The following is a 24,478-nucleotide window of genomic DNA, read 5'->3' as shown; positions in this document are numbered from 1 at the left end:
TTTGAAAGGCTTTTTTGTTATCAATAAATAAAGGCCGTCTGAAACTTTTCAGACGGCCTTCTCATTTCGCTAAACCGTTAACCCGGACGACCATCCGAACGCGGACGAATCAACCAAGGAATATATTTCCATGCGTACAACAGCAAAGAAGCGGCAAACAAAGCGGCGGAGCAACGGATACTGTGCGTATATGCTGTACCACTCACAAAGGTTGCCAAAACACGGACAACCGTTGCGGCTATCATCAACCAAAAGGCAACAGGAACCACTTTAGGCGGCGGATAAATGGAGTTGCCGGTATGGCCAAGCGCAGTTCGCGCCATCATGCCCAAAGTCAGCACGCCGATACCGCCAACGCCGATAAGGTGCACGCCCAAATTCAGGAAATTTGGAACCCAATAAGAAATGCCGACAGCAATCAAGCCCAAGCCTGTAAACAGATAGCCGGCAAACAAAATCCAAAGCATAGGCTCTTTCAGTACGGCTTTATACCACCAGCGGTACACCTGCACGGTAAAAATCACACCGGCAGCCAGAGCAAACAACGCGGCCAGTCCCGGCAAAATGTTATGCGCCATCAGCATGGCGGTCAGCATAGGCAGCCAAAGTGAGGCGTGCGCCACCCATTGAGGGCTGGGAATTTGCGGCACGTTCAGGCGCTTGGACGTAAAGAACGAGATAATCCGCATACCGATCAAACCGATAAATCCGGCCACCATAATCAAACCGGATTGCAAACCGGTCATCAGCGCAATGGCATCAAACGGCTGCACTTTCAGATGGAAGGCGAAATGGGTGCCGCCCAAAACAAAAATAGCGAACACGGCAACATAGTTGCGCTTGTTTTGAGAACGAATTACCGGCAAAGCCATGCATACCGCGCCATACCAGAAAAAAATCGTACCGAATATGCCGCTTGCCGTTACCCCCCAACCAGGAATAAACATACAAATGCGGGCCAACAGCCAAAATGCGGTCAAACCGGCCAACGCCTTACCGCGTGTCGGCGGCTGGCCTGTCCAAGTTGCCACAGCCGTCAATAAGAATGCAATGACAACCAATCCGGCGTAGCCCCAAATCATTTCATGGGCATGCCAATAGAAACCCGGCAACTCAGGCGTACCCTGAAAGCCGAAGCCCCAAAGCAGTATAGACAATGCGCCATACAAAGCCGCCAACGAATAAAACGGGCGGAAGGCCATTGCCCATACAGGATGTTTGAACAAATCGTTCATGGTGGTTCCTTCAATTTTTATATCATAATAAAACAGCAACAGAGGCCGTCTGAAACTTTTCAGACGGCCATCGATTCCCTTCCCTATTACACATTCTCAGGCAAAGGCAAAAAAGGTTCAATCGCAGGAAAAAGCTCGCGTTCCTCAAAACGCGCATGATCGCGCAAAGTCACCGCAAAATCCTTATTCCATGATTCATTCATATATTCAGGATGAGCCATCATCGCACGCAACTTGGCATGATCACCTTCAAAACGCTGTCTCAACGCCGGATCAACCTTATCCCAATACGGCGCAAACATGGTTTCCTCCTCCAAAAAATGTGGCTCAAGCTCAACAAAATGAGGCTCCAGCTCCGCCTGATGGCTTTGATCGGGCGTACGCAGGAGACGGACGCATAACGACAGCGAGCCATGATGTTCGCGGGAAAGTTCTATTAAGGCAGGATGGCGTTTCAAGGGCTTCATAAGTTCGTTATAATGGTAACAGTTTGTCAAACTGGATTAATTCAAATGTTTCAGATATTATGAAACCCAATCCCACATAAAGTCAAACAGCCCCTCTCCAAGTACTACGCTTTTGACATATAATAAAAATATCTAAAGAGCCAGCCATGTATCTGACCCAACATACCGATTACGGATTGCGCGTATTGGTTTATACCGCCATCAACGACGACACCCTCGTCAATATCGGCACCATTGCCGAGACTTACAATATTTCCAAAAGCCATTTGATGAAAGTAGTTACCTCATTAGTCAAAGGCGGTTTTCTGGTCAGCGTGCGCGGCAAAGGCGGCGGTTTACGCTTGGCAGACAATCCTGAAAACATCAATATCGGTGCAGTTGTACGCCATCTTGAGCCGATGCAGGTCGTCGAATGCATGGGCGACAACAACGAATGCCTCATCACCCCATCCTGCCGACTGACCGGCATCATTACCGGCGCCATCAAAGCCTTCTTCAACCATTTAGATCAATACTCCCTGCAAGATCTTTTGGACAAACCAACCTACGACATACTCTATACCCCGCGCATCCCCATCAACGAAATACGCAGAATGGTTGATTAAACTTTCAGGCCGTCTGAAAAACAGTCCAGCTATATCGAAATAATCATCAGCCTCTCAATATAGGGGCATGTAGTATTACTCGGAAAAATTAATAGTAGAAAGATATCGACCAGAGCAAGCAAAAAGTAACTGCTCTCCATTTACTTATTCCCTAGTCAAAAAGTACGCCAAGTATCTTCCCAATCAACGTAACGGTCTTTTTCCAATACAAAATTGGGAATGTTAGTAAAACTTTCGTAGCCATGATGAACATAATTTTGATTATGAGTCCATAGAGTTTTACCTTGTAAATATTTCTTTAGAATATAAAATACCGTCTGGATTGTGAAATCTCAGACGGTATTATTTTGGTTTATAAAATATCAACCATTAAAATGATTACACTTTTTCTACAGATTAACCTTCTGGCAATGGTAATGAAGCCAAATACCGTAGAGTAATTACATAATCAATCTAACGTCCTTAAAATAACAATAGCATTTTTATCATTGCTGAATATTCTATCTGCGTGTGGTATTCCGCGCGATGAAGTGCTTCGATCGTACTCAATATACACTCTTTTACCTGATGGAAGCGTTGCTTGCAAGTCTGGGCGACATATTCCTACACGACAAAAATTTCCATACTGCTAATCTACGTCAGCCCCAAAAACAAAGATTTGTTTTTTTCATTCAACATATCTATCCTAAATACGCCATCACTCCATTGAGTTTTTAATTTGTATTTCGCTCTTGTTAAATGTTTTTCTGTTTGCCGATTTCTTTTGCTAATGTAAAAAATACTCTACCACTCTCATTGGTTAAAGTTTTCAAGTATTCATCAACATCAGTAACATTAATAACAACTGTTTCATTTGTATGTTTATTAAATTCTAAATCAACAATAATATTCCCATTAACCAATATTTCATATATATCTTCTTCTTCAGGCAGCATAGACAAACAATAAGCACTTGAAGCTGAAAACTCTTTTTTCAGATACTGAAGAAGAAAAGTATTTTTAATTAAAACATCATTAAATTCATCTAATGATTGCTTGACTTCTTCCGTTGTCCAATTTTTAACATTATTCTTCATTGTATTCTACCTGGGGTCGTAGTTATGGGGCTTAGGAAGCAAAATCACAAAATATAATGATAAGCTTCTAACAGAAAAATAATTGTAGCAAAGATACAATTTATTCTTAATGCCCTTAAATAAGATCTATTTGATATTTTTTTCCACCCAAATAAAACCCTAAAAAACTTAAGGTCATTCCTTCTGATTTTAGAATTTTATAGACCAATACAAAATTAGTTACTATAGTAACAAGATACAAAAATATCAAACCAAAAAATATATAAGGTATTAATGCTATCATTTAATTTTTCCTTACATTTGCACTAAACTTAGATATTGGTGCTTTTAATCTTATATTTGGTGTTTTTTTTCTTAAATGCTTTCCATTACCACCCCATAGTTCCATTTGTCGAAAATCCACTACCTGAACCTAATTTCGCAGTGTAAATTATCTCTTCACCTTTATCAATTTGAATGTTAACCCCATCAAAAACAATGAATACAAAAATGCCCGAAGCCAAAAGCCTCGGGCATTTTTAATATTTGGTGGGTCCGGTGGGTTTCGAACCCACGACCAAGGGATTATGAGTCCCCTGCTCTAACCCCTGAGCTACAGACCCGTCAAGAGTAGATGCGGATTATAGCATAACTTGTTGCTTGTTCAAGATACCGGGCCAATGTTTCAGACGGCCTGTTGGTTTTCTATTCGGGTATTATGCCGATATACCCAATGCTTCCCAAACTTTCAAAGCGTCCGATGTTGCTTTGACATCGTGAACACGGATGATTTGCGCTCCTCTAGCCACTGTGGCCAAAGCGGCTGCGACGCTGCCGTGTACGCGTTTGGCGGCATCTTGTTCGCCTGTCAGCTCGCCAATCATACGTTTGCGCGATACGCCGATCAGAAGTGGGAATCCGGTTGCTTCCATCAATTCAGGCAAATGTTTTATCAGGGTAATGTTGTGTTGCAGGTTTTTGCCGAAACCGAAGCCGGGGTCTAGCGTGATGCGTTCAGGGGCAATGCCTGCTTGAACGCATTCTGCCGCACGTGCTTTTAAATAACGCGCGACTTCTTCGACGACATCTTGATATTGCGGATTCAGCTGCATGGTTTTGGGCAAACCCTGCATGTGCATGAGACACACGCCTGTATTCGGCTGTTGCGCCAGCAATGCGACTGCGCCTTCATCACTCAATGCGGCAACATCGTTGATAATGTCCACGCCGCCTTGCGCCAAGGCTTTTTCCATAATCACCGTGCGGCGCGTGTCCAAACTGACGGGAACATTCCACTTGGCGACTTCCGCCAAAACCGGCTGCACCCTGGCCCATTCTTCTTCGAGAGAAACATCATCCGAACCCGGACGGGTAGATTCGCCGCCGATATCGAGAATATCCGCACCGTCTTTCAGCAACTGCTCGGCATGTGCCAATGCTATTTGGACATTTTGCGAATAGGTGCCGCCATCGGAAAATGAATCGGGGGTCAGATTGACAATGCCCATGATTTTCGGTTTGTCTAAGGCGATTTCAAATCGGCCTGCCTGCCAAATGTGCGTGTTCATAATGCTTCCATTGATGAAATAATAGGATAGAGGCCGTCTGAAACTTTTCAGACGGCCTTTAGATTTTGACTTTAAAACAGTAAATTACATCCCGCCGTAATTTGGTCCGCTCCCGCCTTCGGGGCAAATCCAAGTGATGTTTTGCGTCGGGTCTTTGATGTCGCACGTTTTGCAATGAACGCAGTTGGCGGCGTTGATTTGCAGACGCGGGCTGCCGTTTTCTTCGACGATTTCATATACGCCGGCCGGACAATAGCGGGTTTCGGGCGAGGCGTATTCTTTGTAGTTTACGTCTATCATGACCTGCGGATTTTTCAGTACCAAATGGTCTGGCTGGTTTTCTTCGTGCGCGAGATTGGCGAGGAAAACGCTACTCAAACGGTCGAAGGTCAACACGCCGTCGGGCTTCGGATAATCAATCGGCTTGCATTCGGCTGCTTTTTTAAGCTGCTCGTTGTCTTTGCCGTGATGTTTCAAAGTCCAAGGGGCTTTGCCTCTGAAAATCATCTGGTCGATACCGGTATAGATTGAGCCGAGGTAAACGCCCCACTTGAATGACGGACGGACATTGCGCGCGGCGTAAAGCTCTTGATACAGCCAGCTTTGTTCAAAGCGTTGCTGATAATCGGTGGTCTCTTTGCCGCTGTCGAAGCTTTCCACTTCTTCGAGGTTTTCCAACATAGGGAACACTGCTTCTGCGGCAAGCATGGCGGATTTCATGGCCGTATGGATGCCTTTGATGCGTGGCATATTCAGGAAACCTGCGGCATCGCCGATTAAAACGCCGCCTTTAAACGAGAGCTTCGGCAGGCTTTGCAAACCACCTTCAATCAGCGAACGCGCGCCATACGCGATACGGCGGCCGCCTTCAAAGGTTTTGCGGATTTCAGGATGGGTTTTGAAACGTTGGAACTCTTCAAACGGCGACAGATAAGGGTTTTGATAATCCAAACCGACCACAAAGCCGACAGCGACTTTGTTTTCGTCAAAATGATAAATAAACGAGCCGCCGTAGGTTTTGCTGTCGAGCGGCCAGCCTGCACTGTGCATCACCAAACCGGGCTGATGTTTTTCAGACGGCACTTCCCAAATTTCTTTAATGCCCAAGCCGTAAGTTTGCGGCTCGCTGTTTTGGTCGAGCTGGAAACGTTCGATGACTTGTTTGGAAAGCGAACCGCGGCAGCCTTCGGCAAACAGGGTTTGCTGCGCCCAAAGCTCCATGCCTGGCTGGAATGAATCGGTCGGTTCGCCGTCTTTGCCCACGCCCATATTACCGGTCGCAATGCCTTTGACCGAACCGTCTTCGTGATACAGCACTTCGGCGGCGGCAAAGCCCGGATAGATTTCCACGCCTAAACTTTCCGCCTGCTCTGCCAGCCAGCGCACGACTTCGCCCAAGCTGGCAATATAGTTCGCATGGTTGTCGAAATTCGGGGTAACGGGTAGATTGAACGCTTTTTTCTCGGTCAGGAACAAAACCCTGTCCTTCGTCACTGTACGCGTCAGCGGCGCGCCTTTTTCTTTCCAATCGGGAATCAGCTCATTCAAAGAAATCGGATCGATGATGGCACCGGCAAGCGAGTGCGCACCGGCCTCCGAACCCTTCTCCACCACACAAACACTGATTTCGCGTCCATTCTTTTCAGCAAGCTGCTTGAGTTTGATGGCGGCGGATAAACCCGACGGGCCTGCGCCGACAATCACGACATCGTATTGCATACTGTCGCGTTCGATGGTTTCTGTCATGGCGGTTCCTGTATTGTCATTATTCAATTTAATCCGCTAATTATACAGCCTGGACATATAGTTACCAAATACAACAAAAGGCCGTCTGAAACTTTACTCAAATTTCAGACGGCCTTGACTGTATTCAAAAGATTATTGCGCTTTGGTTTCCGTTACAAAACCGATTTTGCTGATACCGGCTTCGCGCGCCGCTTGCAGGGCTTGGTTGACATAATCGTATTCAACCGCTTTATCCGCCGCAATCGCCACAATCACATCTTCGTTTTTCGCTTTGGCTTCTTTCAGCTTGGCGGTTACCGTTGCCAAATCCACTTTGGTATCTGAATCTCCGCCAACGATATAAGCACCACTGGCATCAATGCTCAAACGCAAAGGATCTTTAGGCTGCTTATCCTCTTTCGCCGCTTTTTCCGAAGCAGTCGGCAACTCCAAAGGAATCGAGTGGGTCAGCACCGGCATGGTAATCATAAATACAATCAGCAACACCAGCATCACGTCCACCAAAGGCGTAACGTTGATATCCGACATCGGCGCATCATCGCCGGAATTCATTGATCCGAAAGCCATGGTTTAATCCTTTTGGTTCAGAAGGCGGACATGCAGGTCATGTGCAAATGCGTCCATATCTTGCGCGATGGTTTTTGTACCGCGATTGAGGAAGTTGTACGCCAATACGGCCGGAATCGCCACAAACAGGCCGACGGCAGTCGATACCAAAGCCTCGCCAATCGGGCCGGCTACAGCAGCAATGCTCATTTGGCCGCTTTCGCTGATGCCGATCAGGGCATGGTAAATACCCCAAACAGTACCCAACAGGCCGATAAACGGAGCGGTTGCGCCGATGGAGGCCAACGCGGTCATGCCGTAGTCGAACTGACGCATGGTTTGGGACATGCTGTTGCGGATGTGAACAACCAAGTATTCGTTCAAAGGCAATTCGTCAATCAGCGATTTGCTTGTCGTTTGACGGTAGTTTTGGTATGCGCGCAGAGACTCATCGGCAACATTGCTCATCGGTGCTTCTACCGCTGTGGCTTTTTGTACGGCATCAGCCAGCGTAAACGCATTCAGCATCAACTCTTTTACCTGAGCATTGCCCTTTTTCGCTTTGCGGTATTTGATGCAGCGGATCACAATGACGCTCCAAGTCACCACACTCATCAACAACATCAGGACAAATACACCAATCAGTACCACATCACCTGATTTGAAAACTAAACTTAAATCCATAATTTTTCCAAGTTAAAAATAAAATTAAAATTTCTATCGGGTCATTTAAAATTATTTCCCAACAGCATATATTTTCTAATCAATCAGCTTAGGCCTAGATACTTATTCAAGCGTGAATTTGACAGGTACTTTAAATTCAGTCCAAACGCTTGCATGACAGCTACCATCTTTAACGGCTTTACGCGCTGCATTATCCAGACGACTATAACCACTTGATTTATTGACACTAATTGAATCCACTTTACCGCCGGGACCAACCAAGACTTTCAAAACAACCAAGCCCTCTTCACCATTTTCAGTGGACAATGAAGGATACGGAGGTCTTGGAATATGGCAGGTTCCTTTTGCCGGATTGCCTTTACTGCTGCCGGCACCTGTACCGCTGCCACCACCTCCGCCACCGGTACCGGAGCCATGTTCGCCTTTCGCACCGCCGCTGCCGGATCCGCTGCCTTCGCCACGGCCGCTGCCTGTACCTTTCGTACCGCCGCCGTTGCCTTTTCCTTCTCCGCTCAAGGCCTTACCTTCACCGTTGCCTTTACCGTTTTCAGCAGTATTCGGCCCGGTTTTGCTGCCTGAGTGTTCAGATGCTTTGGGAGATGGTTTAGGTTCTGCCTTCGGCTCTGGTTTTGGTTCAGGTTTTGGCTCGGGCTTCGGCTCTGGTTTGGGTTCCGGCTTAGGCTCGGGCTTAGGTTTCTCGATAGGTTTCGGTTTTTCCTTTTGCTGTACGATATCCGCTTTTTCTTTTTTCGTTACCACAGGTTTGATAACAGGTTTGGGCGGCTCGACAGGCTTAGGTTTGGGTTTCGGCTTGGGTTTCGGTTGTTCGGGGGTAGGCTCGGGGCGGCAGGTGCGCCTTCGCCCTCAGGACTACCGTCGCCACCGCCGAAATCGCCTAAATCGACAAATTCAATATTCGCCATTTCGACAGGAGGCGGTTTGTGCGCGTGCCATAAAAGTGCAACCAAACCGACGTGAATCAACGCAACGGAAGTCACGACGGCTGGAGTTAAAATTCGTTTTTTATCCATAATTCCGTTATGTTAATAGCAACAATTCCCGTTTGCAAGTCGTTTTACAGTCAAAATAAGCATTAATGCTTATAGAGAAAGTTTATAGACCTGCTGTTTTAAAGGCTGTATATCATAATATGATATTAGCTCTCATTACTAATATTATCAAACAAGCGGCCATCTGAAAAGATAAACGGTATTAAAAAAGCCATCGACTCTTACAATCTTTATGCCATCCGCACATCAGGCGAATATTTAAACCTCATCAGACCGATAAAAACTCAAATGGTTTCAAATCATCTACATTTTTACCATCAATAAAACATCAGGCCGTCTGAAAACATTCTTTCAGACGGCCTGATTCAAACAAAATTATTTTTTCCGTTTCGCCCTTGGGTGCGCCTCATCATAAACGCGCGCCAAATGGTCGAAATCCAGCTTTGTATAAACTTGCGTAGCGGAAAGGTTGCTGTGGCCCAACAATTCCTGTACGGCGCGGATATCGCCCGATGCCTGCAAAAGATGGGTTGCATAGCTGTGGCGCATCATGTGCGGCGAGATATGGCTGGCGCTGCCCACGCGCACTGCCCACGCCTGCAGGCGTTTTTGAATTTGACGTTGCCCCAGCCTGCCGCCGTTCTTATTAGTAAACAAGGCCTGCTCGCCCTCTTTGGCAATACGCACTGCCAAATAATCACGCAATGCCGCAATGCTCTTGCCCACCAAAGGCACTTGCCGCTGCTTGCCGCCTTTACCCTTCACACTGACCCAGCCTTCGTCCAAAACGATACCGTCCAGATTCAAACCTTGTATCTCGCTCAGGCGCAAACCGCTACCATACATCAATTCAAACATGGCCTTATCGCGCACGTCCAATTCGTCATCAACAGGCGCATGGTCAAGGATATGGTTTAAAGGTTCTTGCGGTAGTGCTTTAGGCAAGCGTTCGGGCAGGCGCGGCGCTTTCATATTAAATGTCGGATCGCTTTCCATGACTTCTATCTGCACCAGCCAACTGCAATACTGCCGCCATACCGACAATTTCCGCGCCAAGCTGCTTTCGCTCAAGCCCTTTTGCGACAGCTTTTTCAATACCGCCACAAAATCACGGCGCGTCGGCAGACCGTTTTCCAGATTATCGGGCAATAGGCGCATCAATTCACTCAAATCGCGCCGATAAGCGGAAACGGTATGCTCCGACTTGCCTTGTTGCAGCAAGGTTTTCAGATAGCGTTCAAGATGAAGCGCAAAATTATTTGATTCCGCCATTTCAGACGGCCTCCAATGCTGCTTTCAAGGCCGAAGGCAGACGGCAGACGCGTTGTTTGCCATAATCAAAACACACCATGCCTGTCTGTACTTTCGCCAGCACAAGGCCGTCTGAAATCCTGCGGATACGGTACAACAAAGAAAAGCCCACACCGGCCATGCCTGCCGCCCCCATTTCTACCGACAGCTCATCGCCATGATGACCTTGCGCCAAATACTGCACCGCCGCATCCGCCATAATCAGGCCTGCCCCTCCAGCATCCATTTCGCTCCAACCCAGCTTCGCCAACCAACGCATCCGCACTTCATGGCACAAACGCAACACAGCATCGTTCGCCAAATGGCCGCCATAGTTCACATCGCCCACCTGCACCGTCAAGGCCGTCTGAAACAAAGGCTTATCACACTTGGCCACCGAAATCCTATCCATTTTGCACACCCGTTTTCAATACCACGCCATTATAAACCGAGACCCTGTTCGTTAATATATAAAAACAATGTAGCAGCTTGTAGTTTTTCATTTCAAAAAACATTATAATTTATCGGATAAATTTACCCTTCACTACTTCAGGAGCTTCTCATGGCACTCGTATCCATGCGCCAATTATTGGACCATGCTGCCGAAAACAGCTACGGTCTGCCCGCATTCAACGTTAACAACCTCGAACAGATGCGCGCCATCATGGAGGCGGCCGACCAAGTCAACGCCCCCGTTATCGTTCAAGCATCCGCAGGCGCACGCAAATACGCAGGTGCCCCATTCCTGCGCCATCTGATTTTGGCCGCAGTTGAAGAATTCCCGCACATCCCTGTCGTAATGCACCAAGACCACGGCGCATCTCCTGATGTGTGCCAACGCTCCATCCAACTGGGCTTCTCCTCTGTGATGATGGACGGCTCGCTGATGGAAGACGGCAAAACCCCTTCTTCTTACGAATACAACGTCAACGCCACCCGTACCGTCGTTAACTTCTCCCACGCTTGCGGCGTGTCCGTCGAAGGCGAAATCGGCGTATTGGGCAACCTCGAAACCGGAGAAGCCGGCGAAGAAGACGGCGTCGGCGCAGTGGGCAAACTTTCCCACGACCAAATGCTGACCAGCGTCGAAGATGCCGTACGTTTCGTTAAAGATACCGGCGTTGACGCATTGGCTATTGCCGTCGGTACCAGCCACGGTGCATACAAATTCACCCGTCCGCCCACAGGCGACGTATTGCGTATCGACCGCATCAAAGAAATCCACCAAGCCCTGCCCAACACCCACATCGTGATGCACGGTTCCAGCTCCGTTCCGCAAGAATGGCTGAAAGTCATCAACGAACACGGCGGCAAAATTGGTGAAACCTACGGCGTACCTGTAGAAGAAATCGTCGAAGGCATCAAACACGGCGTGCGCAAAGTCAACATCGATACCGACTTGCGCCTCGCCTCTACCGGTGCCATCCGCCGCTTCATGGCAGAAAACCCATCCGAATTCGACCCGCGCAAATACTTGAGCAAAACCGTCGAAGCCATGAAACAAATCTGTCTTGACCGCTACCTCGCATTCGGTTGCGAAGGCCAAGCCGACAAAATCAAACCGATTTCTTTGGAAAAAATGGCAACCAAATACGCCAAAGGCGAATTGAACCAAATCGTTAAATAATCCGTATATCGGATTAACACTAAGGCCGTCTGAAAACTTGGCAATAAAGTTTCAGACGGCCTTAGCTTTTGGGAAATTTATAGTAAAATCTTCCACCGACCACACATCAAAACACATCGAAAGCAAACATGAAACTCGCCGTTATTTTGCCGGCCTATTGCGCCGAAGCTTATTTGCCTGAATGTTTGGATTCGGTATTGAATCAAACATTCCGCGACTTTTTCGTCATCGCCATCAACGATGCTTCAACAGATAAAACCGGCGAAATCCTCGAGGCTTACGCAGCCAAAGATTCACGTTTGCAGGTTTTCCACCTTCCGGAAAACAGGGGCGAGCCGTTTGCCTGCCAATTTGCCATGGATATGCTCAAAGACGTAAAGGTCGAATATGTGGCACGAATGGACGCGGACGATATTTGCGCATTGGATCGTTTTGAAAAACAGATTCAGTTTTTAGACAGCCATCCCGAAATCGATATTGTCGGCAGCCAAGCCACCATCTTTTTCGATGATCAAACCGGAAGAGAACCCGTTTTAAGCGACCTTCCCCTGCTCGACAAAGACATTAAAGCCTTTCTCTCCTTTGCCGCCCAAAACATGTTCAACCCCACCACCATGTGGCGGCACGACAGCATTAAAAACCTCGGGATAAACTACACCGCGACAGAAACCGCGCCCGATTTCCATATGTGGGTACAATGCGCCCTACATGGCAAAACCTTTGCCAACCTGCCCGAGCCTTTGTTGTCATACAGGATACACACAACTCAAGAAAGCAAAAAAAGAGACAAAATCAACAGATCCGTCCAATACACCATGGAGTTGTGGATCAGTCATCTCTTCCCTGATTTGAACGCGACGGAAGTAACGCTCTTAAGCCGCATCTTGTACGAAAAGCAACTGCGCTTGACCACTGAAGAGCTGAAAACCATTTTTGCCGCTTATGACAGAATCAGCAAAGACCGCAGCATTTCATTGTTTGGCGAAGACCGCAATACCATGTTCGACATGATAGACAATTTCTTCAATTTCTTAAAAAGCCGGTTGAAATTCACTTAAATCATAAAAGGCCGTCTGAAACCTCGGTTTCAGACGGCCTTTATCTATTTCAAGAGCAATCTAAATTAGAACAAGCCGTGGATCACGCCTTCTGCGTCCACATCAATTTTCTCAGCAGCCGGAACTTTCGGCAGACCCGGCATTTTCATCATATTGCCGCACAACGCAACGATGAAACCTGCGCCTGCGGAAACAGTGATACCGCGCACGGTAATACGGAAGCCTTCGGGGCAGCCCAACAGTTTGGCGTTGTCGCTCAAAGAGTATTGGGTTTTCGCCATGCAGATCGGCATTTTGTCCAAACCCAGTTTTTCCAGTGAAGCGATTTCGGCAGACGCTTCCGCGCTGAAATCAACATCTTCCGCGCCGTACACTTTTTGGGCAATCGCACGGATTTTGTCTTTAATGCTCAATTCGACATCGTAGGCGAAGCCAAAGTTATTCGGTTGATTTTCGATGGCGTTGACGACTTTGTGCGCCAAGTCTGCACCACCCGCGCCGCCTTTGCCCCATACTTCGGTCAGGGAAACTTCAACGCCGTGTTCCGCGCAGGCTTTTTCAATCATGGCCAACTCGGCATCTGAGTCGGACACAAAGCGGTTGATAGCAACCACCACAGGCAGGCCGAATACGTTTTTCAGGTTGGAAATGTGTTTCAAGAGATTAGGCAGACCTTTTGCCAAAGCGTCGAGGTTTTCTTCGCCGAGGTTGGCACGTTCTACGCCACCGTTGTATTTCAACGCGCGGACAGTGGCGACGACGACAGCCGCATCAGGTTTCAAATCAGCCAGACGGCATTTGATGTCGCAGAATTTTTCTGCGCCCAAATCCGCACCGAAGCCTGCTTCGGTAACGGCGTAATCGGCAAGGTGTTTCGCCAGTCGGGTGGCGGTAACGGAGTTACAGCCGTGGGCGATGTTGGCGAATGGGCCGCCGTGTACAAAGGCCGGCGTGCCTTCGATGGTTTGTACCAAGTTAGGCTTAATCGCATCTTTGAGCAATGCCGCCATCGCGCCATTTGCTTTCAAATCTTTGGCGTAAACAGGGCTGCCGTCTTTAGCGTAAGCGACAAGGATGTTACCCAAACGCTCTTTCAAATCGCTGATGTCTTTGGCAAGACAGAATACCGCCATCACTTCGGAAGCAACGGTAATGTCGAAACCGTCAGGACGCATCACGCCGTCAACAGGTTTACCCATGCCGTCGATGATGTTGCGCAACTGGCGGTCGTTCATATCGACCACGCGCCGCCACAGGACGCGTTTAGGGTCGATGTTCAATTCGTTGCCTTGGTAGATGTGGTTGTCGAGCATGGCGGCGAGCAAATTATTCGCCGCGCCGATGGCGTGGAAGTCGCCGGTGAAGTGCAGATTAATGTCTTCCATCGGCAGAACTTGGGCATAGCCGCCGCCCGCCGCGCCGCCTTTGACGCCGAACACAGGCCCCAAAGAAGGCTCACGCAGGGCGATAACCGAGTCTTTGCCGATATGGCGCAATGCATCCGCCAAACCGATGGTTACGGTGGTTTTGCCTTCGCCCGCCGGAGTCGGGTTGATGGCGGTAACCAAAATCAGACGGCCTTGTTTTTGCGGCAGTTTAAACGCTTCGGCAGGATTGATTTTGGCTTTGTAATGACCATAGGGCTCGATGTTGTCAACGTTCAAACCCAGCTTGGCGGCAATTTCACCAATCGGGCGCATGGTGGAAGACTGGGCAATTTCAGCATCGGTTTTGAAGCTCATGATTTTCCTTTATTGAGAGAGGGAAAGGCCGTCTGAAACAATACAATAAAGACGGCTGGAAGAAAAAGAATATTCGTTCTATTATAGCGTTTTCCAAAGACAAACCGCAGTGAAAATTTCGATATTTCATCAACAAGCGGATTCATATTGTCAACAATTTGAAACAAAGGAAGAAAACATGAGCAGCAACGCATGGCTGTTTTGGGCATTGGCATCGGCAGGCTTCGCCTCATTGACCGCCATTTTCGCCAAAATGGGTTTACAGGGCATAGATTCAGATTTTGCCACCTTTATCCGCACCTTGGTCATCCTCGCCGCTTTGGTATTGTTTTTAACCTACACCGGCAAATGGCAGGGTGTGAACGGCTTTACCGGCCGCAACTGGACATTCCTCATCCTATCCGGCCTCGCTACCGGCGCATCTTGGCTTGCCTACTTCAAAGCCCTGCAACTGGGCAACGCCTCACAAGTCGCGCCCGTCGACAAATTCAGCCTGGTCTTGGTCGCCCTGATGGCCGTTGTTTTCTTAGACGAACGCCCAAGTACGCAGGAGTGGATAGGCTTAGGCTTGGTAACCGCAGGCGTATTGACTTTGGCTTTGAAACGATAAAGATTGGAAGATCAAAAAGGCCGTCTGAAAAATTTCAGACGGCCTTTGCTTTGCTTCAAACAATCAGCTCAATATTAATTTGAACCGACTTTGATTTTTTGCCACAAGTTGACAGACAGTTTTTTCGCATCTGCGCTCATTTGAGGCATGACGAAACCGTCTTTCATGTCTTGCTCGTTTGGGAAAATAGAACGTGTGCTCACCAGCTCGGCAGGCATTTTTTCTCGTGCAGGTTTGCTGGCCGGTGCGAAGGTTACGGCGATACCGTTTTTCGCAGCCACTTCGGGATCAAGCGTGTAGTTGATGTATTTGTGGGCATTAACGATGTTTTTCGCATCGGCCGGAATCAACCAAGATTCAATCCAGAAACCCATACCTTTCGGCGTCAACACTTCGACGCCGACATTGTTTTTCACTTCTTCAGAACGCGCTTTGGCCAAGTTCAAGTCGCCGCCATTACCTGCCGCCAAGCAGATATCGCCGCGCGCCAATTCGTCAATGATGGAAGGGCTGAAACGTTTCACGTCAGGACGGATAGACTTCAACACTTCCGCCGCCGCTTTCAAATCTTCAGGATTCGAGCCTTTAGGATCTTTACCCAAGTAGTTCAACAAGATTGGGAACATTTCGCTCGGGGTATCCCACAAAGCGATGCCGCAAGATTTCAGCTTGTTGGTGTATTCAGGTTTGAACAGCAAATCCCAGCCGTTTTCAGGCAATTTTCCGCCCAAAAGCTCCTTGCCCTTCGCCGTAATCGCAATCGTATTCACACCTGAGAAGTATGGAACGGCGTATTGATTACCCGGGTCGGCGGTTTCCAACATCTTCAGCAATTCAGGGTCGATGTTTTTGTAGTTCGGAATCAGATCCTTATTGATTTTTTGGTATGCACCTGCCTCAATTTGACGTGGCAGGAAGGCAATACCGGGCACAACCAAGTCATAGCCGGATTTGCCGGTCAGCATTTTGGCTTCCAGCGTTTCGTTGTTTTCATACAAATCGTAAGTCAGCTTCAAATTGTTGGCTTTTTTGAAGTCTTCGACTGTACTTTCGTCAACGTAGTTTGACCAGTTGTAGATATTCAAAGTATCGGTAGCGGCTGCCTCGGCATTGGCAGCAGGCGCGCTGCCTGCTTGAGGTTGCTCGGCTTTTTTCTCGCCACCGCCGCACGCGGCCAAAGACAATGCGGCCAATACGGCTAATACGGATTTTTTCATACGGGCAGATTCCTGATGAAAGAGTGGTTAATGTCAATAAATAAGAAACCCTGCCCCCCATAAACACCCCGGCGCAGAGTTAGGCTATTGTAATGGAAACGTAAGCAAACGCAAAGCAATATCCATCTGATTTTTATTGAAATAAGGCAAAGCAACACCATCTTTTTACCAAAAGCGTTGCACCGGCTGTCGTTTTTGGGCAAAATACGGCTGATTTGCGCGCGTTTATAGAGAAAAAGCTTGCATACAAGGAAATCTGTCTTTAAAATTGCGCGTTTACAGAATTTATTTTTCAGGAGATATTCAATATGGCAAACAGCGCACAAGCCCGCAAACGTGCTCGCCAGTCGGTTAAACAACGCGCCCACAACGCCAGCCTGCGTACTGCATTCCGTACCGCTGTGAAAAAAGTGTTGAAAGCAGTTGAAGCCGGCGACAAAGCTGCTGCTCAAGCAGTTTACCAAGAATCCGTTAAAGTCATCGACCGCATCGCTGACAAAGGCGTATTCCACAAAAACAAAGCAGCCCGTCATAAAAGCCGTCTGTCTGCTAAAGTAAAAGCTTTGGCTTAATACTGACGCAGATGCCGGAAATCCTGACAACCAAAGCAGGATAATCGAGCTGATACGATGCCCCTGAGGCCTTGCCTTTCAGGGGCATTGCCGTATTCACAGCCCAAACCGACTGAATAAAACCATTTCCCCTTTCATCAGGCCGTCTGAAAAACAACGGAAACTCTCATGAACAAGATGTTGAAACATTTCCTAAGTATCGGATTCATTGCCGCCGCCCCGCTGGCCGCCGCCGATACCGCCCTACACTGCACCACCATTCAAGACAACGCCACCCGTTTGGCGTGTTATGACAACATCTACTCGGCGCAACTCCCTCCTCAATCCCCACTGCCGCAAGCGCAAACCGAAACCGCCAAAACACCGGTTGACCTCGAACAAAGCGTCCGCAAGAGCATTGAGAAAAAAGAAGCGGCCATCGTATTCGACAACCCTACCCATCCGAATATTTCAGACGACGTATTAAGCGAAACTGCCGACAGCTACACCCCCTTAAGCCTGATGTACGATTTGGATAAAAACGACACGCGCGGCCTGTTGAGCGTACGCGAGCATAATCCTATGTACCTCATGCCCGTTTGGTACAACAGCAGCCCCAACTACTACCCGGAATCCCCCAGTCGCGGCGTAACCACGCAGGAAAAATTCAGCGAACAGAAACGCCTCGAAACCAAAATGCAGGTTTCCTTCAAAAGCAAGATTGCCGAAGATTTATTCAAAACCCGTGCCGACGTATGGTTTGGCTATACCCAAAAATCCGACTGGCAAATCTTCAACCAAGGCCGCAAATCCGCTCCGTTCCGCAACACTGACTACGAGCCTGAAATCTTCATTACCCAACCCGTTAAAGCAGGCCTGCCTTTCGGCGGCAAACTGCGTATGGTTGGCGCAGGTTTTGTTCACCAATCCAACGGTCAAAGCCGCCCCGAATCACGCTCATGGAACCGGGTTTACGCCATGGCCGGCATGGAATGGGGCAAGCTGACCGTCATTCCTAGGGTTTGGATGCGCGCCTTCGACCAAAAAGGAGATGACGATGACAATCCGGACATCAACAAATACATGGGCTACGGCGACTTGAAAGTCCAATACCGCTTCAATGACAAACAAAATGTTTATTCCGTCCTGCGTTACAATCCGAAAAGCGGACGCGGCGCCGTTGAAGCGGCCTATACTTTCCCCATCAAAGGTAAACTCAAAGGCGTTGTCCGCGGCTTCCACGGCTACGGCGAAAGTCTGATTGACTACAACCACAAACAAAACGGCATCGGCTTCGGCCTGATGTTCAACGACTGGGACGGCATCTAAATGACCCCATATTGTTTCAGACGGCCTTTGCAACCAAGGCGGCCGTCTGAAACAATAAAACAAAACAGCCATTCGTTTAAAATACTCGTTTCCTAGCGTCCAAACGCGTATAATGCAAAGTTTGGGCAAAACTTGCCGGAATGAAACAAAGATGACAGAAGCCGCAGCCGAAAGCGGAAAAATCGCCAAGGCTTTAAAGAAATACTTGATTACAGGCGTGCTGGTTTGGTTGCCGATTGCCGTAACCATCTGGGCGATGAGCTACATCATCTCCGCCGCCGACAGACTGATCAACCTATTACCGGAAAGCTGGCAGCCCCAGCATTTCTGGGGGTTCAACATTCCCGGCTTGGGCATCGTCGCCGCCACAGTCGTCTTGTTCGTTACCGGTGTATTCGCCGCCAACGTATTGGGCAGACGGATTCTCGGCGCATGGGACAGCCTTTTGGGTCGGATTCCCGTCGTCAAATCCATCTACTCCAGCGTTAAAAAAGTTTCCGAATCCCTGCTCTCCGACAGCAGCCGCTCGTTCAAAACCCCCGTACTGGTTCCCTTTCCGCAACCGGGCATTTGGACGATAGCCTTTGTTTCCGGCCATATCCCCGACAAACTCAAAGGCAGCCTGCCGCAAGACGACGACTATATTTCCGTTTACGTCCCAACCACGCCCAACCCGACCGGCGGCTATTACATCATGGTTAAAAAAAGCGACGTTCGCGAGCTGGACATGAGCGTGGATCAGGCATTGAAATATGTAATTTCGCTGGGCATGGTCATGCCGGACGACTTACCGGTTAAAGCCCTGCCAGCCCAAAAGCCATCAGAAGACGGTGATACCGAACATAACAATTAAGGTCTTCTTTTTTCAGACGGCCTTTCCTTCTTTTCAAATTGAACAATATAAAAAGGTGATTTTATGCGTACCAACTATTGCGGCCTTATCAGCGAGCAATACTTAGACCAAACCGTTACCGTCAAAGGCTGGGTACACCGCCGACGCGACCACGGCGGTGTGATTTTTATCGACCTGCGCGACCGCGAAGGCATCGTTCAAGTCGTTATCGACCCTGACACTCCGGAAGCATTTGCCGCTGCCGACTCTTCCCGCAACGAATACGTTTTGAGCATTACCGGCCGCGTACGCAACCGTCCTGAAGGTACAACCAACGACAAAATGATTTCCGGCAAAATCGAAATCCTTGCCAAAGAAATCGAAGTCTTGAACGCTGCTGCTACGCCTCCGTTCCAAATCGACGATGAAAACATCAGCGAAAACGTTCGCCTGACCAACCGCGTTATTGACTTGCGCCGTCCTACCATGCAACGCAACCTGCGTCTGCGTTACCAAGTGGCCATGGGCGTTCGCCGCTACTTGGACGCGCAAGGCTTCATCGACATCGAAACGCCGATGCTGACCCGCTCCACCCCGGAAGGCGCGCGCGACTACCTCGTACCAAGCCGCGTTCATCCAGGCGAATTCTTCGCTCTGCCGCAATCTCCACAATTGTTTAAACAACTGTTGATGGTTGCCGGTTTCGACCGTTACTACCAAATCACCAAATGTTTCCGTGACGAAGATTTGCGTGCCGACCGTCAACCTGAATTTACCCAAATCGACTTGGAAACCTCGTTCTTGAACGAGGATGAAATCATGGACATCACTGAAGGCATGGCCAAACAAGTCTTCAAAGATGCTTTGAACGTAGATTTGGGCGACTTCCCACGCATGCCTTACTCTGAAGCCATGTTCTACTACGGCTCTGACAAACCGGATATGCGCATCAACTTGAAATTTACCGAGTTGACCGACCTGATGAAAACGGAAGAATTTAAAGTCTTCCGTGGCGCAGCCGACATGAAAGGCGGCCGTGTGGTTGCTCTGCGCGTGCCTAACGGCGCAAAATTCAGCCGCAAAGAAATCGACGAATACACTAAATTTGTCGGCATCTACGGCGCGAAAGGTTTGGCATACATCAAAGTAAACGATGTGAGCAACCTTTCCAACGGCGAAGACAGCGGCCTGCAATCTCCAATCGTCAAATTCCTGTCTGAAAACGCCCTGAAAGAAATCATCGAGCGTACCGGTGCGCAAAACGGCGACATCATCTTCTTCGGCGCAGACAAAACCAAAGTTGTGAACGAAGCCATCGGCGCATTGCGTATTAAAGTCGGCTTGGAACACGGTAAAGACAACGGCTACTTCGTAGACGAATGGAAACCTTTGTGGGTTGTCGATTTCCCAATGTTCGAATACGACGAAGAAGCCGACCGCTACGTAGCCGTACATCATCCGTTTACCGCGCCTAAAGAAGGTCATGAAGACCTGATGGTTTCCGACCCTGCAAACTGCCTGGCTCGTGCCTACGACATGGTATTGAACGGCTGGGAAATCGGCGGCGGCTCTATCCGTATCCACCGTGCAGACGTACAAGAGAAAGTGTTTGCTGCGCTGAAAATCAGCCCTGAAGAGCAACAAGAGAAATTCGGCTTCCTCTTGGACAACCTGAAATTCGGTGCGCCTCCTCACGGCGGCCTTGCATTCGGCCTCGACCGTCTGGTTACCCTGATGACCGGTGCAGAATCTATCCGCGACGTGATTGCCTTCCCGAAAACACAACGTGCACAATGTCTGCTGACCAATGCACCTAATGTGGTCGACGACAAACAACTTCGCGAATTGAGCCTGCGTCTGCGTCAGAAAGCAGTTGAAACAAAAGAAGCGTAATTTATCGGCTTAACCTTTAAAATATCAAGGCCGTCTGAAATTTTTGAAATTTCTTTCAAATTTTTCAGACGGCCTTTCTACATTTTGGTCGTTTATATATAATCAACCCGCAAACTGTTTTATTTTAAACGTTTTCTTTAATGACGTTAGAGTACAAAAAACAACCGTTTGTAAGAAAAACAAACAAATAGACTTCGCAAGCAATATCATAGCTGTTATACGATAAAGGAACCTGACAATGTTTCTAATACTAACGGGGCTGATACTGACTTTTTTTGTTACATTGCTTATTATTACTTCAATTATTCATAAAAAACAGTTTGCCTACAACACACACCAAGACTATAACTATCCCTCCCTTCCCTCTACCGCGCATGCTACCCTCAAGGGTGGCAGCCTGACTTTACCCGCTGCTATCAGCGGGCAAGATACCGTTATTGCCAAACTCCGTATCAAATCCACTTGGGTAGGATTGCTGGCATTGCCTTTTGTTGAAACCATTTCATCTAAAGGCAAGTGGAAGCAATATTTCGAATACGGCGCAAAAGGCGTGCGCTATATCAATCTGAGCGATACTTTCTCCGACAGCGACAAAACCATCCGCCTGGAAGGCAAATACCTAACCTTGCCCGATCAAGAAATCGAACTCTCTGTTTATCCGCGTGAAAACCTCGACGGCAAAAAAATCCTTGTCCTTGCACCCCATGCTGACGATGCAGAATTAAGTGCATACGGTTTGTATGAAAAACACGCCGCCAATTCAATGATCTGCACCTTAACTGCCAGCGAAGGCGGCAGCTTCCACTATGGCAATCTTTACAGCACATGCGACTGCGACACTCAGGCACAATATCTGCAAAAAGGCAGGATGCGCGTTTGGAACAGCCTGACCGTGCCCATTTTGGCCGGTGTGCCGTCTGAAAACATCCTGCAACTGGGCTACTTCGACAGCACATTGACCGCCATGCGCCAAAATCCGGAAAAAGAGATTAAATCGACCAAAATCGATACGACCGATGTCGACATTTTCCGCCGTGCCAACACCTCCTCATTGGCGAAACACCTCAAGCCCGGCTCGACTTGGACCAGCTTGGTAGACAACCTTGGCTATCTGATAGAAACGTTCCAGCCGGATATTATCGTGACGCCGTCCCCCAATATTGATGCGCATCCCGACCACCAACATACTGCGCTGGCCGCCATCGAAGCCCTGCGCAAAATCGATTACCGCCACGGTAATCTATTTTTGCACACCATACATTATCTGAGCGACGACTTCCCTATCGGCAAAGTAGGTTCTTCCCTCAGCCTGCCGCCGCCCTCCGAGCAACCGTTTTACTTCCAAAGCATCTATTCCCATCCTTTGGATAAAGAAGAGCAAAACCGCAAACTTCTCGCCCTTGATGCCATGAACGACATCCGCCCCAATTCAGACGGCTATATGCGTTGGAGCACCATGATATTCAAAGGCTTAAACAAACTGCGACACCACGTCCTCCATCTCGACAAAGACTTGGTCAACCGCTTTGTCCGCAGCAACGAATTCTTCTATACCGTCCCTATCAGCGACCTATACCAAGAAGAGACACTGAAACAAATCACCTATCAGGGCAAAGCCCAATAAACCACAAAGGCCGTCTGAAAAGATGTTTCAGACGGCCTTTATCACACCAAATCAAAACAATAAAATCACCGCATTACAAACGAAAAACACCAAGCTCAAATCCAAACGCAACAACCCAAGTTATAATAAAACCCTTCCCACACGTCCCACATCATCATGCCGATTTACTTCATCGCCGATTTGCACCTGAGCGAATCCCATCCTCAACTGACCGCACTCTTCCAAAAATTTATCCAAGAAAAAGCCGTTCATGCCCAAGCCGTATACATTCTTGGCGACCTTTTCGACTTTTGGATCGGCGATGACGAAAACAGCCCTTTGGTTCAAACCATCAAACAAACCATCTGCAGCCTAACCGAGCGTGGCGTCGCCTGCTATTTTATCCATGGCAACCGCGACTTCCTCATCGGCAAAACCTTCGCCCGCGATACCGGCATGACCTTACTGCCCGAGTACGCCGTTATCGACCTGTTCGGCACACCCACCCTACTCTGTCACGGCGACACCCTCTGCACCGACGACCATTCTTATCAAAAATTCCGCCGTACCGTCCATCAAAAATGGCTGCAACGCCTGTTCCTGCTCCTGCCGCTCACACTCCGGCTGAACATCGCCACCAAAATCCGTAAGCAGAGCAAACAGGACAAACAACACAAAACCGCCGACATCATGGACGTCAATCCAACCTTTACCCACGATACCGTCCAACGCTTCCACACGCCCCTACTCATCCACGGCCATACCCACCGCGAAAACATCCATCGCAACGCCGATTACACCCGCATCGTACTCGGCGACTGGCGCGACAATTACGCCTCCATTCTCGAAGTCGATGCCGAGGGCTACCGTTTTATCGCCTTATAAAACATCAGGCCGTCTGAAAACCGGTTTCCCGATTGTTCAGACGGCCTGACTGACAAACATTCAAACAGTTTACGCAAACCAACCGCGTATCCGCTCCAAACCACCAAAGCGCACACACGCATCCGCATTCGCTTCGGTTTTCGGTTTCGCCCGATAAGCAATACCGAACCCAGCTTCCAATATCATCGGAATATCATTCGCACCATCTCCCATCGCCACCACCTGCCACGGAGCCAAACCCAGTCGCTCACGGTATTCACGCAATAAATCCGTCTTAGCCTGCGCATCGATAATCCGCCCTTTCAGACGGCCTGTCAGCTTGCCGTTTTCCACTTCCAACACATTCGCAAAATGGAAATCCAAGCCCAAACGCCGTTGTAGGCGTTCCGTAAAGAACGTAAACCCGCCCGACACCAGCATAAACTTCACATCATTCCGTTTGCACTCTTCCAACAAAAATTCCGCGCCCGGCGACAGCTGCAACACATTCTCGTACACCTCTTCCAACACGCGCTCATCCAAACCGGCCAGCAAAGCCACACGCTTACGCAAAGACTGCTCAAAGTCCAGCTCGCCGCGCATCGACTGCTCCGTAATCGCCGCCACCTCATCCTTCAGCCCAACACCGGCCGCAATCTCATCCACACACTCAATCGTAATCAGCGTCGAATCCATATCGCTGACAATCAGCCCCAAATCAGCAAAAGCCACATCCGGCAACACCGCACCATCTATCTGCTGCGCAATCAACGCAGCCCGCATCTCGTCCGTCAATTCAAAATCATCATCAACCGGCACACGCAATACCGACTTCCCTGATGACGCAGACACCAAACCGCCAAACGCCGACCAGTCGCAAGCGCCCAAATCTCCATGTTGCAACACCAAAACTTTCTTCATCTCATTCTCCTCATACCCCAAAACC

General features: G+C 48.7%; 22 protein-coding genes, 1 tRNA gene and 1 pseudogene. 10 read left to right on the top strand and 14 right to left on the bottom strand.

Annotation, left to right across the window (positions count from 1 at the left end):
* Nucleotides 1–77: 77 nt before the first annotated feature.
* A complete protein-coding gene (locus KCG54_RS01760) occupies nucleotides 78–1,235 on the bottom strand; it encodes an NnrS family protein (RefSeq protein ID WP_254324464.1) in 1,158 nt (385 codons plus the stop codon).
* Nucleotides 1,236–1,321: 86 nt separating this feature from the next.
* Entirely contained in the window at nucleotides 1,322–1,702 is a 381-nt protein-coding gene (locus tag KCG54_RS01755; RefSeq protein ID WP_254324463.1) for a hemerythrin domain-containing protein, read from the bottom strand.
* 146 nt (nucleotides 1,703–1,848) lie between these two features.
* On the opposite strand from KCG54_RS01755, the gene KCG54_RS01750 reads away from it, so the two are divergent.
* Entirely contained in the window at nucleotides 1,849–2,307 is a 459-nt protein-coding gene (locus KCG54_RS01750; protein ID WP_070608546.1) for an RrF2 family transcriptional regulator, read from the top strand.
* A 734-nt stretch (nucleotides 2,308–3,041) separates the two neighbouring features.
* Here KCG54_RS01750 and KCG54_RS01745 read toward each other — a convergent pair.
* The 9 genes and pseudogenes from KCG54_RS01745 to KCG54_RS01705 form a co-directional block, all read right to left on the bottom strand.
* Complete coding sequence (locus KCG54_RS01745; RefSeq protein WP_070645840.1) at nucleotides 3,042–3,383, bottom strand: hypothetical protein; 342 nt, start codon at nucleotides 3,381–3,383, stop codon at nucleotides 3,042–3,044.
* Between the two features lie 526 nt (nucleotides 3,384–3,909).
* Nucleotides 3,910–3,985, bottom strand: a tRNA-Ile gene (locus tag KCG54_RS01740).
* A gap of 93 nt (nucleotides 3,986–4,078) precedes the next feature.
* Nucleotides 4,079–4,930: a dihydropteroate synthase gene (gene folP, locus KCG54_RS01735; protein WP_254324462.1), complete on the bottom strand. Its 852-nt coding sequence runs from the start codon at nucleotides 4,928–4,930 to the stop codon at nucleotides 4,079–4,081.
* An 84-nt stretch (nucleotides 4,931–5,014) separates the two neighbouring features.
* Nucleotides 5,015–6,676 (bottom strand): electron transfer flavoprotein-ubiquinone oxidoreductase, encoded by a 1,662-nt coding sequence (locus tag KCG54_RS01730; RefSeq protein WP_254324461.1) that lies wholly within the window; start codon nucleotides 6,674–6,676, stop codon nucleotides 5,015–5,017.
* A gap of 132 nt (nucleotides 6,677–6,808) precedes the next feature.
* A complete protein-coding gene (locus tag KCG54_RS01725) occupies nucleotides 6,809–7,243 on the bottom strand; it encodes an ExbD/TolR family protein (RefSeq protein ID WP_049328855.1) in 435 nt (144 codons plus the stop codon).
* Nucleotides 7,244–7,246: 3 nt separating this feature from the next.
* Nucleotides 7,247–7,906: a MotA/TolQ/ExbB proton channel family protein gene (locus KCG54_RS01720; protein ID WP_254324460.1), complete on the bottom strand. Its 660-nt coding sequence runs from the start codon at nucleotides 7,904–7,906 to the stop codon at nucleotides 7,247–7,249.
* Nucleotides 7,907–8,008: 102 nt separating this feature from the next.
* Nucleotides 8,009–8,937 (bottom strand): annotated as a pseudogene (locus KCG54_RS01715) (energy transducer TonB).
* Nucleotides 8,938–9,291: 354 nt separating this feature from the next.
* Complete coding sequence (locus KCG54_RS01710) at nucleotides 9,292–10,188, bottom strand: tyrosine recombinase XerC (RefSeq protein ID WP_070625055.1); 897 nt, start codon at nucleotides 10,186–10,188, stop codon at nucleotides 9,292–9,294.
* 1 nt (nucleotide 10,189) lies between these two features.
* The gene (locus tag KCG54_RS01705) at nucleotides 10,190–10,618 is read right to left on the bottom strand and encodes an acyl-CoA thioesterase (RefSeq protein WP_070588022.1); all 429 of its coding nucleotides are present in this window, start codon (nucleotides 10,616–10,618) and stop codon (nucleotides 10,190–10,192) included.
* A gap of 150 nt (nucleotides 10,619–10,768) precedes the next feature.
* Here KCG54_RS01705 and fba point away from each other — a divergent pair, with 150 nt between their 5' ends.
* Nucleotides 10,769–11,833, top strand: a complete 1,065-nt coding sequence (fba, locus tag KCG54_RS01700; RefSeq protein WP_003686828.1) for a class II fructose-bisphosphate aldolase — start codon at nucleotides 10,769–10,771, stop codon at nucleotides 11,831–11,833.
* Between the two features lie 128 nt (nucleotides 11,834–11,961).
* Complete coding sequence (locus KCG54_RS01695) at nucleotides 11,962–12,891, top strand: glycosyltransferase family 2 protein (protein WP_254324459.1); 930 nt, start codon at nucleotides 11,962–11,964, stop codon at nucleotides 12,889–12,891.
* Nucleotides 12,892–12,956: 65 nt separating this feature from the next.
* On the opposite strand, the gene KCG54_RS01690 is transcribed toward KCG54_RS01695, so the two are convergent.
* On the bottom strand, nucleotides 12,957–14,633 hold the full coding sequence (locus KCG54_RS01690; RefSeq protein ID WP_049332329.1) for a formate--tetrahydrofolate ligase: 1,677 nt from the start codon (nucleotides 14,631–14,633) through the stop codon (nucleotides 12,957–12,959).
* A 178-nt stretch (nucleotides 14,634–14,811) separates the two neighbouring features.
* On the opposite strand from KCG54_RS01690, the gene KCG54_RS01685 reads away from it, so the two are divergent.
* The gene (locus KCG54_RS01685; protein WP_003680126.1) at nucleotides 14,812–15,243 is read left to right on the top strand and encodes an EamA family transporter; all 432 of its coding nucleotides are present in this window, start codon (nucleotides 14,812–14,814) and stop codon (nucleotides 15,241–15,243) included.
* Between the two features lie 74 nt (nucleotides 15,244–15,317).
* On the opposite strand, the gene KCG54_RS01680 is transcribed toward KCG54_RS01685, so the two are convergent.
* Entirely contained in the window at nucleotides 15,318–16,460 is a 1,143-nt protein-coding gene (locus KCG54_RS01680; RefSeq protein WP_254324458.1) for an extracellular solute-binding protein, read from the bottom strand.
* A 308-nt stretch (nucleotides 16,461–16,768) separates the two neighbouring features.
* Here KCG54_RS01680 and rpsT point away from each other — a divergent pair, with 308 nt between their 5' ends.
* From rpsT to lpxH, 6 genes are all read left to right on the top strand, one after another.
* Nucleotides 16,769–17,032, top strand: a complete 264-nt coding sequence (gene rpsT / locus KCG54_RS01675; protein ID WP_002212556.1) for a 30S ribosomal protein S20 — start codon at nucleotides 16,769–16,771, stop codon at nucleotides 17,030–17,032.
* Between the two features lie 168 nt (nucleotides 17,033–17,200).
* Nucleotides 17,201–18,340, top strand: coding sequence for a phospholipase A (locus KCG54_RS01670; protein WP_254324457.1), 1,140 nt, complete (start codon nucleotides 17,201–17,203; stop codon nucleotides 18,338–18,340).
* Between the two features lie 151 nt (nucleotides 18,341–18,491).
* Nucleotides 18,492–19,193, top strand: a complete 702-nt coding sequence (locus KCG54_RS01665; protein WP_254324456.1) for a DUF502 domain-containing protein — start codon at nucleotides 18,492–18,494, stop codon at nucleotides 19,191–19,193.
* A 63-nt stretch (nucleotides 19,194–19,256) separates the two neighbouring features.
* The gene (gene aspS / locus KCG54_RS01660; RefSeq protein WP_150536867.1) at nucleotides 19,257–21,065 is read left to right on the top strand and encodes an aspartate--tRNA ligase; all 1,809 of its coding nucleotides are present in this window, start codon (nucleotides 19,257–19,259) and stop codon (nucleotides 21,063–21,065) included.
* 238 nt (nucleotides 21,066–21,303) lie between these two features.
* Complete coding sequence (locus KCG54_RS01655) at nucleotides 21,304–22,689, top strand: PIG-L deacetylase family protein (RefSeq protein ID WP_254324455.1); 1,386 nt, start codon at nucleotides 21,304–21,306, stop codon at nucleotides 22,687–22,689.
* Between the two features lie 153 nt (nucleotides 22,690–22,842).
* On the top strand, nucleotides 22,843–23,553 hold the full coding sequence (lpxH, locus tag KCG54_RS01650; RefSeq protein WP_432761022.1) for a UDP-2,3-diacylglucosamine diphosphatase: 711 nt from the start codon (nucleotides 22,843–22,845) through the stop codon (nucleotides 23,551–23,553).
* 69 nt (nucleotides 23,554–23,622) lie between these two features.
* On the opposite strand, the gene serB is transcribed toward lpxH, so the two are convergent.
* On the bottom strand, nucleotides 23,623–24,453 hold the full coding sequence (gene serB, locus KCG54_RS01645) for a phosphoserine phosphatase SerB (protein ID WP_254324453.1): 831 nt from the start codon (nucleotides 24,451–24,453) through the stop codon (nucleotides 23,623–23,625).
* Nucleotides 24,454–24,478: the final 25 nt, after the last annotated feature.

The organism is Neisseria subflava (assembly GCF_024205705.1).
GTDB classification, from domain to species: Bacteria; Pseudomonadota; Gammaproteobacteria; order Burkholderiales; family Neisseriaceae; genus Neisseria; species Neisseria subflava_D.
Note: the sequence above shows the minus strand (reverse complement) of the source record. Positions and strands in the feature narration are given on the sequence as shown.

Bases quoted from the DNA above. Each gene is read 5' to 3' on its own strand.
- KCG54_RS01760 (WP_254324464.1), bottom strand. From the start codon at position 1,235: ATGAACGATTTGTTCAAACATCCTGTATGGGCAATGGCCTTCCGCCCG.
- KCG54_RS01755 (WP_254324463.1), bottom strand. From the start codon at position 1,702: ATGAAGCCCTTGAAACGCCATCCTGCCTTAATAGAACTTTCCCGCGAA.
- KCG54_RS01750 (WP_070608546.1), top strand. From the start codon at position 1,849: ATGTATCTGACCCAACATACCGATTACGGATTGCGCGTATTGGTTTAT.
- KCG54_RS01745 (WP_070645840.1), bottom strand. From the start codon at position 3,383: ATGAAGAATAATGTTAAAAATTGGACAACGGAAGAAGTCAAGCAATCA.
- folP (WP_254324462.1), bottom strand. From the start codon at position 4,930: ATGAACACGCACATTTGGCAGGCAGGCCGATTTGAAATCGCCTTAGAC.
- KCG54_RS01730 (WP_254324461.1), bottom strand. From the start codon at position 6,676: ATGACAGAAACCATCGAACGCGACAGTATGCAATACGATGTCGTGATT.
- KCG54_RS01725 (WP_049328855.1), bottom strand. From the start codon at position 7,243: ATGGCTTTCGGATCAATGAATTCCGGCGATGATGCGCCGATGTCGGAT.
- KCG54_RS01720 (WP_254324460.1), bottom strand. From the start codon at position 7,906: ATGGATTTAAGTTTAGTTTTCAAATCAGGTGATGTGGTACTGATTGGT.
- KCG54_RS01710 (WP_070625055.1), bottom strand. From the start codon at position 10,188: ATGGCGGAATCAAATAATTTTGCGCTTCATCTTGAACGCTATCTGAAA.
- KCG54_RS01705 (WP_070588022.1), bottom strand. From the start codon at position 10,618: ATGGATAGGATTTCGGTGGCCAAGTGTGATAAGCCTTTGTTTCAGACG.
- fba (WP_003686828.1), top strand. From the start codon at position 10,769: ATGGCACTCGTATCCATGCGCCAATTATTGGACCATGCTGCCGAAAAC.
- KCG54_RS01695 (WP_254324459.1), top strand. From the start codon at position 11,962: ATGAAACTCGCCGTTATTTTGCCGGCCTATTGCGCCGAAGCTTATTTG.
- KCG54_RS01690 (WP_049332329.1), bottom strand. From the start codon at position 14,633: ATGAGCTTCAAAACCGATGCTGAAATTGCCCAGTCTTCCACCATGCGC.
- KCG54_RS01685 (WP_003680126.1), top strand. From the start codon at position 14,812: ATGAGCAGCAACGCATGGCTGTTTTGGGCATTGGCATCGGCAGGCTTC.
- KCG54_RS01680 (WP_254324458.1), bottom strand. From the start codon at position 16,460: ATGAAAAAATCCGTATTAGCCGTATTGGCCGCATTGTCTTTGGCCGCG.
- rpsT (WP_002212556.1), top strand. From the start codon at position 16,769: ATGGCAAACAGCGCACAAGCCCGCAAACGTGCTCGCCAGTCGGTTAAA.
- KCG54_RS01670 (WP_254324457.1), top strand. From the start codon at position 17,201: ATGAACAAGATGTTGAAACATTTCCTAAGTATCGGATTCATTGCCGCC.
- KCG54_RS01665 (WP_254324456.1), top strand. From the start codon at position 18,492: ATGACAGAAGCCGCAGCCGAAAGCGGAAAAATCGCCAAGGCTTTAAAG.
- aspS (WP_150536867.1), top strand. From the start codon at position 19,257: ATGCGTACCAACTATTGCGGCCTTATCAGCGAGCAATACTTAGACCAA.
- KCG54_RS01655 (WP_254324455.1), top strand. From the start codon at position 21,304: ATGTTTCTAATACTAACGGGGCTGATACTGACTTTTTTTGTTACATTG.
- serB (WP_254324453.1), bottom strand. From the start codon at position 24,453: ATGAAGAAAGTTTTGGTGTTGCAACATGGAGATTTGGGCGCTTGCGAC.